The organism is Mangrovibacterium lignilyticum, assembly GCF_010882175.1.
Taxonomy (GTDB): domain Bacteria; phylum Bacteroidota; class Bacteroidia; order Bacteroidales; family Prolixibacteraceae; genus Mangrovibacterium; species Mangrovibacterium lignilyticum.
The window spans coordinates 1,408,467-1,421,822 of the sequence record NZ_WKLH01000001.1 but is presented as its reverse complement, the minus strand read 5'-3'; the positions used below and the strand labels follow the sequence as shown (position 1 = coordinate 1,421,822).

Annotated in this window: 13 protein-coding genes, 1 tRNA gene and 1 pseudogene; 7 read left to right on the top strand and 8 right to left on the bottom strand. The window is 41.4% G+C overall.

All coding sequences use genetic code 11. The annotated features are described in order from the left end of the window. Positions 1 to 76 precede the first annotated feature (76 nt). Positions 77 to 736: a DUF6371 domain-containing protein gene (locus tag GJV22_RS05780; RefSeq protein ID WP_163709988.1), complete on the top strand. Its 660-nt coding sequence runs from the start codon at positions 77 to 79 to the stop codon at positions 734 to 736. 447 nt (positions 737 to 1,183) lie between these two features. Here the strand turns inward: GJV22_RS05780 and GJV22_RS22230 are convergent. Continuing rightward, positions 1,184 to 1,759: pseudogene (locus tag GJV22_RS22230) on the bottom strand (DUF3387 domain-containing protein). Positions 1,760 to 2,102: 343 nt separating this feature from the next. Here GJV22_RS22230 and GJV22_RS05765 point away from each other — a divergent pair. The 4 genes from GJV22_RS05765 (at position 2,103) to GJV22_RS05750 (ending at position 6,539) form a co-directional block, all read left to right on the top strand. Continuing rightward, entirely contained in the window at positions 2,103 to 3,590 is a 1,488-nt protein-coding gene (locus tag GJV22_RS05765) for a pentapeptide repeat-containing protein (RefSeq protein ID WP_163709982.1), read from the top strand. A 73-nt stretch (positions 3,591 to 3,663) separates the two neighbouring features. Further along, on the top strand, positions 3,664 to 4,446 hold the full coding sequence (locus GJV22_RS05760; RefSeq protein WP_163709979.1) for a hypothetical protein: 783 nt from the start codon (positions 3,664 to 3,666) through the stop codon (positions 4,444 to 4,446). A 169-nt stretch (positions 4,447 to 4,615) separates the two neighbouring features. Continuing rightward, positions 4,616 to 5,347 (top strand): agmatine deiminase family protein, encoded by a 732-nt coding sequence (locus GJV22_RS05755; RefSeq protein ID WP_262888212.1) that lies wholly within the window; start codon positions 4,616 to 4,618, stop codon positions 5,345 to 5,347. Between the two features lie 100 nt (positions 5,348 to 5,447). Beyond that, positions 5,448 to 6,539, top strand: coding sequence for a hypothetical protein (locus tag GJV22_RS05750; RefSeq protein ID WP_163709973.1), 1,092 nt, complete (start codon positions 5,448 to 5,450; stop codon positions 6,537 to 6,539). Between the two features lie 46 nt (positions 6,540 to 6,585). On the opposite strand, the gene GJV22_RS05745 is transcribed toward GJV22_RS05750, so the two are convergent. From GJV22_RS05745 to GJV22_RS05735, 3 genes are all read right to left on the bottom strand, one after another. Next, a complete protein-coding gene (locus GJV22_RS05745; RefSeq protein ID WP_163709970.1) occupies positions 6,586 to 6,909 on the bottom strand; it encodes a hypothetical protein in 324 nt (107 codons plus the stop codon). A 902-nt stretch (positions 6,910 to 7,811) separates the two neighbouring features. Further along, positions 7,812 to 7,884: transfer RNA gene (locus GJV22_RS05740), tRNA-Gln, on the bottom strand. 161 nt (positions 7,885 to 8,045) lie between these two features. After that, a complete protein-coding gene (locus GJV22_RS05735) occupies positions 8,046 to 8,573 on the bottom strand; it encodes a hypothetical protein (protein ID WP_163709967.1) in 528 nt (175 codons plus the stop codon). A 57-nt stretch (positions 8,574 to 8,630) separates the two neighbouring features. Between GJV22_RS05735 and GJV22_RS05730 the strand changes: the two genes are divergently transcribed. After that, positions 8,631 to 9,047 carry a (deoxy)nucleoside triphosphate pyrophosphohydrolase gene (locus GJV22_RS05730; RefSeq protein WP_163709965.1) on the top strand — a complete coding sequence of 139 codons (417 nt, stop codon included), beginning with the start codon at positions 8,631 to 8,633 and terminating at the stop codon, positions 9,045 to 9,047. On the opposite strand, the gene GJV22_RS05725 is transcribed toward GJV22_RS05730, so the two are convergent. Beyond that, positions 9,012 to 9,521 (bottom strand): hypothetical protein, encoded by a 510-nt coding sequence (locus tag GJV22_RS05725; protein WP_163709962.1) that lies wholly within the window; start codon positions 9,519 to 9,521, stop codon positions 9,012 to 9,014. The genes GJV22_RS05730 and GJV22_RS05725 overlap by 36 nt on opposite strands. Positions 9,522 to 9,713: 192 nt before the next feature. On the opposite strand from GJV22_RS05725, the gene GJV22_RS05720 reads away from it, so the two are divergent. Continuing rightward, positions 9,714 to 10,235 (top strand): YhcH/YjgK/YiaL family protein, encoded by a 522-nt coding sequence (locus GJV22_RS05720; RefSeq protein WP_163709959.1) that lies wholly within the window; start codon positions 9,714 to 9,716, stop codon positions 10,233 to 10,235. A gap of 97 nt (positions 10,236 to 10,332) precedes the next feature. Here GJV22_RS05720 and GJV22_RS05715 read toward each other — a convergent pair whose 3' ends face one another. From GJV22_RS05715 to GJV22_RS05705, 3 genes are read right to left on the bottom strand one after another with little or no spacing between them, the layout of a single operon-like run. Beyond that, positions 10,333 to 11,022 carry a lycopene cyclase domain-containing protein gene (locus GJV22_RS05715; RefSeq protein WP_163709954.1) on the bottom strand — a complete coding sequence of 230 codons (690 nt, stop codon included), beginning with the start codon at positions 11,020 to 11,022 and terminating at the stop codon, positions 10,333 to 10,335. Further along, positions 11,023 to 11,856, bottom strand: a complete 834-nt coding sequence (locus GJV22_RS05710; RefSeq protein WP_163709951.1) for a phytoene/squalene synthase family protein — start codon at positions 11,854 to 11,856, stop codon at positions 11,023 to 11,025. It lies immediately after the preceding gene. After that, on the bottom strand, positions 11,840 to 13,324 hold the full coding sequence (locus GJV22_RS05705; protein WP_163709948.1) for a phytoene desaturase family protein: 1,485 nt from the start codon (positions 13,322 to 13,324) through the stop codon (positions 11,840 to 11,842). The genes GJV22_RS05710 and GJV22_RS05705 overlap by 17 nt, the downstream gene beginning before the upstream one ends. Positions 13,325 to 13,356: the final 32 nt, after the last annotated feature.

Below are 13,356 nucleotides of genomic sequence, written 5' to 3'. Positions count from 1 at the left end.
ACGCTTGTGACTCTTTCTTTTGGGATATTAGATATTCCCCGAACGAAGTAAAACCTTAGACTAAATCCAGTAAAAAATGAAAACCTCAACTTATAAGTACCAACTTGAGAAGTATACTAATCCAAGTTCCCGATACGCGTGTCCACGATGCTGTGAGGAGCATCAGTTTACGCGTTATATCGACGTCGAGACCGGTCAGTACATTCACCCCGACGTAGGGAAGTGTAACCGAGAAAATAAATGCGGTTACCACTATCCCCCGAGAGAATATTTTGCAGATAACGGTATGCCCCAATCCAATGACTTCGTGATGGTCGAAGCCAAGGTGAGGCCGATGTCATTTCTTCCAGGTCATGCGATCAATACTAATTTCAAGGAAAGCAATCTCTACGACTTTTTATGCAGTCATTTTGATGCGAATGATGTAGATCGGGTGATGAAGCTCTATCGTGTTGGTAGTTCAACTAAATGGTCCAAAGCGGTTACATTTTACCAGATTGACCATTGGGGACGCTATCGAACGGGTAAAATAATGGCCTATAACCCGATTACCGGACGGCGCATAAAAGAGCCTTTTAACCACATAGCATGGGTGCATAGCGATATACTTGATTTTAACCTGAAACAATGCCTTTTTGGCGAACATCTCCTTGCTGGTAATACAAAGCCTGCTTGTATCGTTGAAAGCGAAAAAACAGCCCTAATAATGGCCATTAAAGAACCGGATTATATCTGACTGGCAACAGGCGGATTAAGCAATTTGAATAGAGGCCGTATTGAGGCGCTTGGGCTGAGGAAGGTGATCCTGTTCCCGGATGCAGGTTGTGCTGATAAATGGGCTGAAAAGGCACGAGGAACTGCGGCATTTGTTGATAGACAGTTGGAAGGTTATCCGGCAGGAACTGATTTGGCGGATGTTTTCATAGCCCCAATAGGGCAAAAATAGCATTGTCGATGCGTGGACATCGTATTGTAAATACACTCTTTTAGACTGACCAAGGCGCTGATTCAGTCTGAAATTGCACGGTTTATGCGATAGTTTGGCTAATGAGGGATAAATGAGTAGATATGCCCCCAATATATCATCCTCTACCACTTAGAGGTAAAGTATAGTAAAAAGTAAAGTCTCTATATGGCCTTGTAATGATATAGCTAATGTTGCAATGGATGCTACTTATTTTTATTACTCTCCCGGTTCAGCAGCTACCGAATAAACCCCGATTGAAATGTCATAGTCCTTCCGATTAAAGTCGTTGTCCAGGAGTTTTGCCTGGGCGAGGACGGTTTCGGTGGCTTTGGCCTGCATGTCGGGCGGGTAGCCGTGTTTGGGCAGGATCTTTTTGACGGCGATACGCATTTTGGCCTGTACGTTTTCGCGGACGGTCCAGTCGATGCTGGTGTTTTTACGCACGGTGTCGACCAGTTCGCGGGCGATGTGGCGCAGGATTTCGTCTCCAAGTACCGCTACGGCACTGTCGTTGACTTCGAGTGCTGAGTAAAAGGCATATTAGCGGAAGTCGAGACCGAGGTCGTGCCCTTTACGGTCGGCATCTTTGATTTCTTTAGCCAAGCGAATCAGCTCTTCGATGACTTCAGCCGATGTTATCAGGTTGTTTTGATAATTCCGGACGGCGTTCTCAATCATTTCGGAGAATTTCTTAGACTGAACGAGGTTGGTTTTCTGCCGCATTTTAATTTCGTCGTTAAGCAGCTTTTTGATGGCCATTTCAAGTAATTTTTTGAAGTTAGTTGTCTTCAGTAATTTCGGTTATGTCATATTAAGAACTTTGCGCTGAACAACATATTACAAATGGAAAAGACAATTTTACAATAAAATAGCTATTTTTACTTTCTATAACTAACTTCCGCTGATGAATGTTGTGTCCCTACCTTCCAAAACGAAGACCGATACGCCATTGTAAATAGTACGCAGCCTAATGGCCTTATGCGACCGGTTGGAGCAGGAAATAGAGCGTAGTACCCAGCAAATGGAGGAACTGATGCAGTGTTGTTTGAAGGAGGTACTAGGGGGGGAGAAGTAGTTAATGCGCGAGAGTAAACATCAAACAATTTTAATAGTACCGGTAAATAATTTTTGAACAATGAGCGTTAACTCTAAAGCATATCACCCCAAAGGTCCTTCACTACTCCCATTGTATGAACTAATCAAACAAAAACGAGAGAGCTACAACGGTGCCGCTGAAGAAGTGTCTGTGTTTATAAATACCCCCTACTATGAGAATAGAATCATAACTGATCAATACGACTTCCTTACTCAGGAACTTGTAGAGAGCTTCACTGCTTTGAAGTGCCTGTTCAAATGTAAACTTGATTTTGAGGGTACTGACATTGTAGGTCAACTGCGAATCACTGATTCGTTTTTTGAAAAGGAGTTTACACACTACGGAGCAACGATAGAAGAAGATGTCAAATTTAACAAGACAATCTTCAATGATGTTGTCATGTTCTCGGGTGTTACATTTGAAGGTACAGTTGACTTTTACGATGCTAAGTTTGGACAAAGTGTTAAGTTTATTGGTTGTACATTTAATAAGTACGTGAGTTTTGAGAATACCGTATTTGGGGATAAAGTAGAGTTTGTCAGGTGCACCTTTGAAGACGCTGCTGACTTTCGTTTAACTGATTCATATCGGGACAAAACGGAAATGCCATATTATCACCCTATGAATTGCAGCTTTAAGGACACCACCTTCAAAAAGAAAGTAATATTTTACCACAGACATTTCCCCGAATGCACCTTCGAAAACACAAAATTTGAAGGCTTAGTGGATTTTTACAACACTCGATTCAATGCCGAAACTCGCTTTTACAAAACAGACTTTCTTGAAACAGCTGTATTCTCAAAAGCTGTCTTTTCCGCTGCGGTTGTCTTTCATTATGCCAAAGTAGCGAAGAACATGATTTTGAGAGAGACTGCTTTTAACGGTGGGGTAAACATGGCCTACATAAATTTTATTAGCGATGGTTTTTTGGAATTATTCGGACTCAATATAGACACTAAAGGCTTCGTATCTGTGTCGGCACCTCTGAACTACGACATCGATCAAAACGATGACTGGAAAACAGTTACTCACTACCAAAAGAGAGAAACCTACCGCATATTAAAGCACGAGTCGTTAAAGCAAAATAACCGAATACAAGCGCTGGCATATCATGCTCTGGAAATGGAAGCATATCGGATAGAACTGCGCGACAATGGCTGTAAATGGTATGAAAATGACCGATTTATTACAGGTTTTAACCGGTTGTCAAATAACTACGGACTTAGCTGGCGAAGAGGGTTGGGTTGGCTGTTCGGTATCTCAGTACTGGGCTTTATTGTTTACTGGCTTTTGCTATCTAGTCGTCCAATCATACCTACACTGGATACGACGCTATCAGATACATTTATGTCTGTTGGTAAGGTTATTGGTTACTATTTACAGTTCACTAATCCTGCCCACGACATCGAATTCATGGAAGTATACTCTGGTTCTTGGTCGTATGCCACAGACATTCTTGTAAGGCTGATTGTAGGACTACTCATATATCAAACTATACAGGCCTTCAGGAAGTATGGGCGATTTTAGGATAACAATAGGTTTTGTTCAAAATTCGACAACATAGAGTGTATTCGATATTTATGCCATTAATTACTAATCAATGAAAACATTCTTCTTAGATATTTTTCCAAAACTGCAACGCTACTCGAAAAAGTTGGACGAGACAGCACTACTTGTCAATCAACATTGGGTGACTGTTGATGAGTTGCAAAACTCAAAAACAGTGTATATTTTTCGACAAAACAACGATCTACTATTATCAGTGAATGGTCGAGTACAAAAAGCCAAGTGGGAGTATCTTGGTAATAACTCTATCCTAATTGATCAAGGAGAAGAGTGCTTTTTGTTTAAGCATGGGTTTTTCGATGAAAAGATACTGGCTTTAAAGGTTGACAGCGCTGACGAGTATGTGATTCTGTATAATGAAGATAAAATCCCAGTGCCATTAAATTCGATTGAAGAGGTTCGAGATTTTTTGGTAAATACTTACGTTGATAAGATTTCGTCTAACAGAGAAAAAGAGAAAACAGCAAGCGATCCAAAGCTAAGACACGATTTTCCTTCAATATTAGATTCAAACCCAGAAAACAGCTCGGGAGGAAAAAATACGACAAATGATGAAAGGATCAAGGTTTCATGGTCAGTTTCAAGAGTTGCGTACTCTGATGAGATCATGGAGATAACGGTCCGATTTTCAGATGGCAAAATTGGAATCGTCCGTAACAATATAGTTTACGAACATTACTACTTCAAAGAAAAAGATCTACTACCTACGTGGATGACTCGTGTTCATTATTATGATAGTGAAGTAAACTGCATTAATGCATTGTACCTCTTTTTGACGGAAGGGAAAGTTTCACCTTATGGTATGATCCGAGATTAAAGTTAATTGAGCGTGGGTAATAGTATTAAAACAAAATAATGTGTGTATGAAAAAAGACTCTGTCTACAACACGGTATACTTCTCGAACTTATGGCCCGAAGAGAACCAAGAGCGATTTGACGAGTTACAGTCAATTATCGAAGGTGCCGGATAACAGGTAAAACTCCTCATCTCCACAACAGATGAAGACTATTATTGTCGAGATTACATGCCAGTACAAGTTGCAGACAATGACTATGTGCGGTTTGTATTTCGCCCGGTGGACTATTACAACGGTAATCAAGTTTGGAGCATCATCAACCCGGTCGTAATAAATGCGGTTAACAAACTGGCTTTGCCGCGTTTTAGCCGACTCGTTCTAGATGGGGGAAACTTGGCTAAGGCAAGCGATAAAGTGATCGTTACAGACAAGATAATAGCCGACAACCGCTATCAATTTAATTCTGATGGAGACGTGATTGCTGAGCTGGAAAAAGACCTGCAATGTAAGGTGATTGTGATACCGGCATACCCCAATGAGGCAACCGGCCATGCGGATGGTTTAATTCGTTTTGTGGACGATAAAGCTGTGCTGCTGAACGATACCCACGAAGAGCCGGAGAAAGAGTGGTTAAAGCAAGTATTAGCAATACTTTCAGCTCATAACCTGGCCTACCATGATATTCCATGCACTGTTGAAATGGACCAAGGGAATGCCATCGGGCTTTACATCAATTACCTCCATGTGGGTAACTTGATTGTTGTATCGCAGTTTGATCAAAAAGAAGATGTGAAAGCCTTGGAGGTCATGAACAAGTTATTTGGTCGCTCGCATCAAGTTGTTCCTTACAATGCATGCTGGATTGCTGAATATGGCGGTGTATTGAATTGCGCCAGCTGGACGGTGACCGAGAAGAGTTAAACACAACTGTCATAAAAATAGAATCAATTTGGCTGCATTAATGGTACCTTTAACCTTTAACCTTTAACCTTCAACAACAACAACAACTAAAACCTCCACTATGCGTGTCTTTGCAAGATACTTCTCAGAAGACAATTTTAACTTTCGTCGAACAACTTTAATTCAACTTGGGAATAGTTGGGATCTCATTGGAAGTGCAGTTCTTATTAACCCTGGAAGTGCTGCACCCATAACAGAGGAGCCTATCAAAGGCTCAAAGCTCAGTGAGATCTGTTCTTTCCTGGGGACAGGATACACCAATGATTGGTATGAATTCCGTCCAGATCCAACAATGGGGTGGATAACAAAAATATTCGATGGTTATTACGTCAAAGCAGATAGCCAGAAAAAGCTGAATGGTGTAATTCAGTTATTGAACCTATTCAACTTGCGAAACCAACATTTGGGAGAGGCTCTGAACAGCTTTCAAAACATGCAAAGTAAACACTTGTTCTCGCTAGAGGAGGACGTGCAGTTGTTTCGAGATAAGCCTGTATATCTCGGCTGGGGTAGCGCAGGTAAATCTAGTGGAGTTGAACTTCGGGATAAGGCATCACGCATTTTTGACTATGTAAAAAAGAATAATGCGTATTTACACGATGAGTTTGATAAGAACCCATTCTATCACCCCCGATACCTTAATGTGCAGCACAAAAGGCCTAGATCGAAAGCCTTGTTAAGTAATTTCGTTGAAAACACGAGCATCTATACGTCTGATCAATTTTTTGGTGCTGATGGAGCACGCTGTACAAGCATTACAAAGGAAACACTAGCTGAAGTAATAGAAGTTATCGGACGAAGTTCTCGCTTTACGGGAAACAACAGCACCCTCAGGTTATCCGAGAAGGGAGACAAGACTGTTCGTATTCATTTTGAAGGGCGTGGAGATGATAAACTTGAATTTATAATTACATCCTCAGGCGGCCGCTATATAGGCCTTCGCAGCGCATCAAAAGCAGGAGGCGATTGGAATAACTCTCTTGCGTTCAGGCGTGATTATGAGCAGCTACTGCAAAAGTTGAAGTTTTCACCCCCGAAAAATCCCTGGTTAGGAACCAAAAAAATTGCTGACATAGATCTTGGGAAGACAGATGCAGAATCAATAGTTGAAGCTATTTTTAAGGAACTCGATAGTCTTATCGGTGGCTTTTAGTATCAGCACGATATCGCCTTGCTCCCGCTTTGGTTATAGCGGCATGTTACTTCAGGTTTGCCATCTTCTTTATCATATGGCTGATTTTTGCCTGACTAATTTCGTTTATGTCTTCTAGCGGTAATTCTTCAGGATCTGCGAGGTATAGGTTTAATAGTTCCATCACTTGATCGTTGCTCATGCCTGTTTTTAAATACCTTTCCTTCAAGTCGAAAGCGATCATTACTTTTTGCTCAATTTGGTCTTTTAGTTCCTTGGGATTGTCCTTAAACATAGCCCGCAGATAATCAGGGTTCGTCTCGTTTAGGTGTTCGATTGCCGTTCGGGCCATTCGGCTCTCAATTAGTGGTCTCAACTTAGAGGTTGCCATGATTGTTAGTTTTTTGTGTTAAATCACTGTTTTAATGCGTTGTTGACCATATTGGTTTCTATAATGTGTCAGCTTATTAATAGGCCCCAAGGGGATGATATCTATTTATTTGGTGGGGTTTTCCCCGTAGAGTAGTAAGCCAGTGGGGTGCCGATGCACCGTTAGCGTTGCTTGATGTTTGTCTTGATGGTCGGGGAAAATGGCTGCCAGGTTTATCAATAAAAGTATGTTGCATCCTAGTTATTAGCGATGGAAAAGGGCGGGATTACACGGGCATTACCGTATAGTTGGTGGTTTTTGTCATCGTCGCCATTCGGAATTGTCCCAACCAAGTAGTTTTCTGATTTCTGAATCGTATTCGTATGTTGATTTATGTAAGTGAGGCTTGTTCTTGTAATAATCGTTGTCGTCAGATAAATGACGAATCGCTTTCTTGATGTCTCGGTTTTTTGCGATTAATGCATAGTACCCCAAAATGAACATGACTCCAAACAGAGGAATTACGTTGTTTGTATCATTGGAGTATCTAAGTAGCAATATCCAAAGTACGATCCCTATTATAAGAATCCGATTAATTGTTCTCATTGCTTCGAAATGGTCTTTAATGGTTTTAACCAATCTTTCTTTTGCTTCCTGGTTTATATTGTTAAGGCCATTGGCGACTTGCAATAAGTTTTTCTCAATCCGATTAAACATGCAGACTTTGGATTATAGCTTGGTGATTATTAGTTAAATATACAAAATAGCAATGAAAGTAATCTGCTGGAACGGGGAAGAAATAAGTGGTCCCGTTGATATTTCTTTTTGGGTAAAGGTATATGCCGGATGAGGCAATTTTTAATAACAAGGGGTGCAAATTCGGGTGCAAGCAAAAAAAAAGAGCTGAAAATCAGCTCTTTTTGTTGACCCGCCAGGGCTCGAACCTGGACTCTTCTGGACCAAAACCAGACGTGTTGCCAATTACACCACGGGTCAATCATTATTGTCTTTTGTTTAAAGACAGCGGCAAAAGTATAAAATTTTTCAATTCCCAAAATACTTTTTTGAAGTTTTTTAGGTTGGACAGCATGTTTTTTTGAAAGGTATATTGAAAATGAATGAAATACAATTTCAAAAAAAATCTGTCGATTTTGAAATCAGGATCGGATTTGAGTGTTGAGGCGTTTAAGAAGTCGTTTTCCCCGCGATTTGATCCCTGCTGATGGGTGAAATTCCATTTCATGTTCGATTAATTGGATGAGTTCGGATTTAAGATCCGGTTCCATTTGGGAGATTTCATATAAAACCTGCATGGCATGCACACGGACGGCAATCGGACATTCTGCATCAGTAAAAATAGCTGTAGCACGATCGAATAAAAAGCCTGCTGATTCAGTAGGAATTGGGTGTGTACTGATGATTTTCAAATAATGGCGCAATTTCGAAGCGTTTTTGCTTTGTAGAGCCGCTTCTATAATACGGGGGAGGTATATACCGACCAAAAGGCTGTTTCGGTCGTTTACGTGGTCTAAAATCCATGCGGCGCGCCAGTTTATTGCCTGGCTATCGTCGAAAACAAGCTGCAATAATTTTTCAAAGTCTTTGGGCTGGTTCGCAAAATGGGAAAAGAGGAGTTCACTGTTTTCCCAATTCCTTAAGAGTTCTTGAATTTCAGCTGAAGTCATGGCCGTATTTTGAAATGAAAGCATAAATTTAAGCATTTACACCAAGGCCGAAAGTTTATGATTGACGTTTGTTGTGCTTTAATTGTTTGTAATAACCGTTTGTTGGCCGTTCAGCGGGGAGCCGATTCAGATCATCCGGGAGAGTGGGAATTTCCGGGAGGAAAAATCGAACCCGGTGAAAGCGCAGTTGCTTGCATTAAGCGGGAGATAGTGGAAGAGTTGGCGGTTTCGGTAGTTGTTGAAGCTTATTTGTTCCCCGTTTGCCACGACTACGGCATCAAACAAATTCGGCTGCATCCGTTTGTCTGTTCCATTCAAAATGGAGTAATAGTGCTTGATGAACATACGAATTTTTGCTGGCTGGATGCCGATGATCTGGAAAAACCGGACTGGCAGGTTGCTGACCGTAAATTACTTCAACTTAATCAAATTGCGGTTTCACAACGGCTTCGGGAAAATAATGAAGATCGATGAATACAGCAGCGCCCACCCTAAAATAGAAAGGGTCATGTAGGCAACGGTATTTTTTTGGCGAGAATAATATTTATTCAGTAGAAATGCCCCGATCGGCATGCTTAACAGAGATGGAGTCATGATGATAATGCCCCAGAAACCGTATTTCGCCCGGAGTTTTACAATCAAACGCATTTTTCGGTTTACCTTGACGGTTACTACAGCTGGGTTCTTGTTTATGAGATGACACAGATCAATCCGGGTATAATTTTTCAGTGCACACAACACTGTTCCGTGGTGATTTTGGTAAAAACGGATCAGATATCCACTTAAGTAATAGAAAAAGTAGAAACCTGTGATTCCGCCAATCGTGACGGTGATCAGCGTCTGCAAAAAATTAAGACCAATCAGCATGGAATACGGAAAGGTCAAAAAATACTTAACAGTGGCTAATAAATAAACGTGAAATAATTTTAAGATGGCTGCAAAACTCATACCCGACAAATCTCCTATCTTTTTAAATGCAACAACTCAAATATCAGAAAAATATTTTATAAGATGCTGGCTATTAGTTTGATTTTAGAATTTATTAACGATTCCTTGGTTTTTAATTGAATTTCCCGAAGCTAATTTGCTCCGGATTGATGAAACATTGCCTAATTTTGGTTGAAAATTAAAACACCAAAAATGAGTACTACGAAAGAATGGTTTGCAGCAGGGAGCTGGTCTGAAGGTATTAGTGTGGCCGCTCACGAATCGGTTAATATTGATGAATTTTACAAGCAATATCAAGCGAATACCGAGGCCTGGAAGGCGGTTTTCGAGTTTATGAAACAAGATCTTTCAGCGCTGGAAGTTGGTAAATATCCTTTGGCAGGTGATCAGGCTTTTGCGATGATCTCAGAATATGATACCAAGGAGCCGGAGAATGCCAAGTGGGAAGCCCACAAAAAGTATATTGACCTGCAATATGTGATTTCAGGTGAAGAGAAGATGGGGATCTTCCCGTTGAGCGAGGCTCAAAATGCCATGGAGTATAATGAGCAGAAAGATTTGATTTTTTATGGTGAAAACGATGGCGATTTACACATGGCAACGCCTGAAGCTTTTTTCCTGTTTTTCCCCGAAGATGTTCATCGTCCCTGTATTAAGGTTGATGAGTCGGCTCCGGTGAAGAAGCTGGTTGCTAAAATCGCGGTGGCAAAATAAATTTTAATCAATAATATTTTGAAGGTGAAACTGGTCTGAATGAAGACGGGATTCACCTTTTTGTTTGTCTTCCCGGGGTTTCAAGCACTACCTTAAGCTAAAAGAACCGGCCCTCTTTCAAGGTTTCATAAATGGTGCAATTCATCAACAGAATCAAGAAGAAATAGCCAAAATCTTCAAAGGGAATACTCAAAAACCGGATATTCATGATGTGATCGGGGTGATATTCAACCACCGGTAAGGCAGTCAATACACCGTTGATGATGAGAAATGGAATTAACCCAATCAGGAACGTCAGGTAAAACTTGGTTAGGTGTTGCTTGAAGCGGTTTCGGAAAACCGTGTACCCCAGGTAAACCGTTAGAAATAGGAAATTGAAAAAAGTGTAAGCGTGTGATCGGTTGAAGTAGCAAATTGCAGCGAAAATAACGAGTAGTCCGAGGCTGACTGCCGCAAATAAATTTCCTTTGTCAAAGGCAGGAATGTAAGCTTTTAAAACCTCGTAGATGAATAAACACGAATAGGGAATGATGATAAAAAACGCCCATTCTTCAATCGGCAAGCCCCAGCATGAAAAGCCCAGCGTGTAATCGGGGCTAAAACTCCAGATTCCAACTTTTGTGAACCGAATATCCCAGAGAATAAATATCAACCCGGTTATGAAAATTGACGGAAACACATATCTCCAGTTGGTGTAAAAATGTACTTTTTTGTCAAAACTTAGAGCCAAAGGTATGGCCAGGGTCGCCAGCAAAAGACCGGCATAAGTAAATTGTGCTGCCTGCATCTACAAAATGTTAAAAGCGTTCTTCAAATAAGCGTTCGCCAAGAGATACATTTTCTTGGGATTGGAAACCCGGTACCGCTGTTTTAAAATATCAACGGGCAAGGCACGCCTGATCTTCCTGAAGAGGCGAAGGTAATAAATGTATGCAAGGTAAACACCGAAACGAACTTCCTTTTTTAATGCTTTGATTCCTTGATAGGCCTCTCTGAAATCTTGTTCAATCTCCTGTTCAATTTGTTTTTTTGTTTCCAGATCGAAATTGTTGAAATCGATATCCTGGAAATAAATCCGCCCTTTGTTCTCGAAATCATCCTGAGCATCGCGCAGAAAATTCACCTTTTGGAAGGCTGCTCCCAGTTTTCGTGCCGGCTCAATGAGTTGGTCATACTTTTCAGGCTCATCAAAATAGAATACCCGCAAACACATTAACCCAACCACTTCGGCAGAGCCGTAAATGTAGGTTTCCAGTTGGTTCGGATCATAGGCATTTTCGTAAAGGTCCATTTCCATACTTTTCAGAAAAGCTTTGATCAGGTGATGATCAATGCCAAAGTGTCGAACTGCTTCCTGAAAGCTGTCGATAATCGGGTTGATGCTGAATCCCCGATCAATGGCTTTCCATGTTTCCCGGGTAAATTCATCGAAAATTGTTCGCTGGTCCTGCTCAATAAAGGTGTCAACAATTTCGTCCGCATAGCGGACAAAACCGTAGATGCTGTAAATCCCTGTGCGATATTTCGGGTTGAGCATCCGCACCCCAAGTGAAAATGAGGTGCTGTAGTTTTTAGTCGTAATCCGACTGCAGTCCAGGTTGTTTTTACGATAAAGTTCCATGGTCTTTCAAAATTCGTTCGGTTACTAAACGTGAGGAAATTACGGTCATCGGCAACCCTGTTCCGGGAACAGTTGATGCACCGGTGTAATACAAGTTGGTTAGCTTTTCGTCCTTGTTCGAAGGACGAAAGCCACCAACCTGGTTCAGGTCGTGAGCCAGGCCAAGCCCACTTCCGCGATAAAGGTTGAACATGCTTTCCCATTGCTGAGGATCATACACAACCCTAGTCTCGGTGTGCGAATTGAAATCGAAACCGGTACGTTCGCTCATGTCTTGCACAATCGCGTCGGCAATGCGTTCCGCGTCCTGCCAGTCGGCCTTGTAGCGCAAATCAGGAACCGGGCAAAGAATGAAAACACTTTCTTTACCTGGTGGTGCATAGCCGGGATTGTGCATCGATTGAATGTTGACGTAGTAATACGGTTTGTCTAACTTGATGCTGTTTTTGAAAATTTTATGGGCGTACTCTTCGAAATTTCGTCTTAAAAAATAGTTATGGTGATACATGTTGTTGACTTTTGTATCGAGCCCCAGGTAGATGGTCAGTGGAGCGAGCGTCCACTTTTTGCTGTCGAGTTTTTCGGGTGTATATTTTTTACGTTGAAGGACCTGTCCCCGGAACGAAGCGGCATCGGCATTAACAACAAAAACATCTGCGTTCCATTTTTTGCCGTTGGTATCTGTGAAGGATTTTAGCTTGCCTTTTTGCTCTTCAAACCGGTCAATCTCCACGTTGAAGTGCATTTTAACATTTCTTTTCTTCAGTTCTTTCACCAATCCTTCCACAATTTTATACATGCCGCCTTTTACGTTGTAATAACCATCGTGTACCAGCTCGGTGTAGTTCAGCATTGAATAGACCGCGGGGGTGTCGAAAGGTGTTGAGCCCAGAAAAAATCCGACCAGCGAGAAGATGACTTTCACTTCGAACGAATCGAAGTTTTTCTCCATCTCAGTCCACATTGAGCGGAACATTTTTGGGGCATGCTTGACTGGTACGCGAGTGAGTTGAAGCAAGTATCCGAGCAAACTGTCGAAATTTTGCTTGATGACAATATTCTCCGTGTCGTGGAATATTTCTCCTGCGGCTTCCAAAAAGCGGCGTAATTTCTTTTCCAGTCCTACCTCCAGTTCCTTGAATTCTTCAGCAAGTTTTTTTAAATCTTTGTAGATCAGGTACGATCGTTTGTCGCCCTCAAAATGAACCGCATAGAGCGGATCTAATTCAACAAATTCAAATGGCATATCAATTTTGCAATAGTTGGCCAGTTCCTTGAATTCGTAGCTCATGCTGAAAAAAGTGGGGGCCATGTCGAATTTGAAACCATCTTTTTCAAGTAAGTTGAGTCGTCCGCCAGGTTGATAGTATTTTTCAACCATTTCAACCTCGTATCCGTCAGTTGTAAGGCGAAGAGCGGTGGATAGACCGGCCAATCCCGTTCCAATAATCAGTGCTTTTTGTTTCATTTGTTTAATGGATGATCTAAAATATTAAACAA

Bases quoted from the DNA above. Each gene is read 5' to 3' on its own strand.
- GJV22_RS05735 (WP_163709967.1), bottom strand. From the start codon at position 8,573: ATGACTTCAGCTGAAATTCAAGAACTCTTAAGGAATTGGGAAAACAGT.
- GJV22_RS05705 (WP_163709948.1), bottom strand. From the start codon at position 13,324: ATGAAACAAAAAGCACTGATTATTGGAACGGGATTGGCCGGTCTATCC.
- GJV22_RS05715 (WP_163709954.1), bottom strand. From the start codon at position 11,022: ATGCAGGCAGCACAATTTACTTATGCCGGTCTTTTGCTGGCGACCCTG.
- GJV22_RS05750 (WP_163709973.1), top strand. From the start codon at position 5,448: ATGCGTGTCTTTGCAAGATACTTCTCAGAAGACAATTTTAACTTTCGT.
- GJV22_RS05780 (WP_163709988.1), top strand. From the start codon at position 77: ATGAAAACCTCAACTTATAAGTACCAACTTGAGAAGTATACTAATCCA.
- GJV22_RS05720 (WP_163709959.1), top strand. From the start codon at position 9,714: ATGAGTACTACGAAAGAATGGTTTGCAGCAGGGAGCTGGTCTGAAGGT.
- GJV22_RS05765 (WP_163709982.1), top strand. From the start codon at position 2,103: ATGAGCGTTAACTCTAAAGCATATCACCCCAAAGGTCCTTCACTACTC.
- GJV22_RS05710 (WP_163709951.1), bottom strand. From the start codon at position 11,856: ATGGAACTTTATCGTAAAAACAACCTGGACTGCAGTCGGATTACGACT.
- GJV22_RS05730 (WP_163709965.1), top strand. From the start codon at position 8,631: ATGATTGACGTTTGTTGTGCTTTAATTGTTTGTAATAACCGTTTGTTG.
- GJV22_RS05760 (WP_163709979.1), top strand. From the start codon at position 3,664: ATGAAAACATTCTTCTTAGATATTTTTCCAAAACTGCAACGCTACTCG.
- GJV22_RS05745 (WP_163709970.1), bottom strand. From the start codon at position 6,909: ATGGCAACCTCTAAGTTGAGACCACTAATTGAGAGCCGAATGGCCCGA.
- GJV22_RS05725 (WP_163709962.1), bottom strand. From the start codon at position 9,521: ATGAGTTTTGCAGCCATCTTAAAATTATTTCACGTTTATTTATTAGCC.